Here is a 592-nt window from a genome sequence, read left to right as displayed (position 1 = left end):
GTGATGTCAGCGTCGAGATGTCGATTACTCAGCAATTACCGCTAGATCATTTGAGTGCCGACGGTACTTATGTTGATGTTAATGGCGGTGATCTTACCATTAATGTACCTGTTCAAATGCAAGATACGGATGGTGATGCATTGCAACAACCCGTTGATGTGGTTGTGACGATTAAAGATGGCGCTAATCCTGAATTTGGTACTGATAAAGGTACCACCATTGTTGAAACCGAAACAGGGGTAACAGCCAGCGGTAAGATCCCATTAGATGTGGGCTCTGATGACATTGCGCATATTGATTTTGCTCAGTCTCAGCCATCACTTGATGGCATTGTCTCAAATAATCAAGCGACCCGTTATAGCGTTGATGGTAATGAGATTAAGGTCGTGATTGACGGTGGCACAAATGATGGTGAAGCGGTTCTAACGATCACAATTGGTAATGATGGCAGTTATATTGTTGAACAACATCAACCGATTGAACAAGATAATGCAGCAGGTGATAGCGTTAATATTGAGCTTGGTGTGGTGGCCACGGATGATGATGGTGATAGCAGTAATACGGGTCAATTAGAGATCCATATAAAGGATGG

Annotated in this window: 1 protein-coding gene; it reads left to right on the top strand. The window is 43.2% G+C overall.

The features are described 5' to 3' along the window. The coding region (locus PAND9192_RS20455) for a hypothetical protein (RefSeq protein WP_144018122.1) at positions 1-592 on the top strand (592 nt) is incomplete at both ends.

It is taken from the genome of Photobacterium andalusiense (assembly GCF_900185625.1).
Lineage (GTDB): Bacteria > Pseudomonadota > Gammaproteobacteria > Enterobacterales > Vibrionaceae > Photobacterium > Photobacterium aquimaris.
Note: the sequence above shows the minus strand (reverse complement) of the source record. Positions and strands in the feature narration are given on the sequence as shown.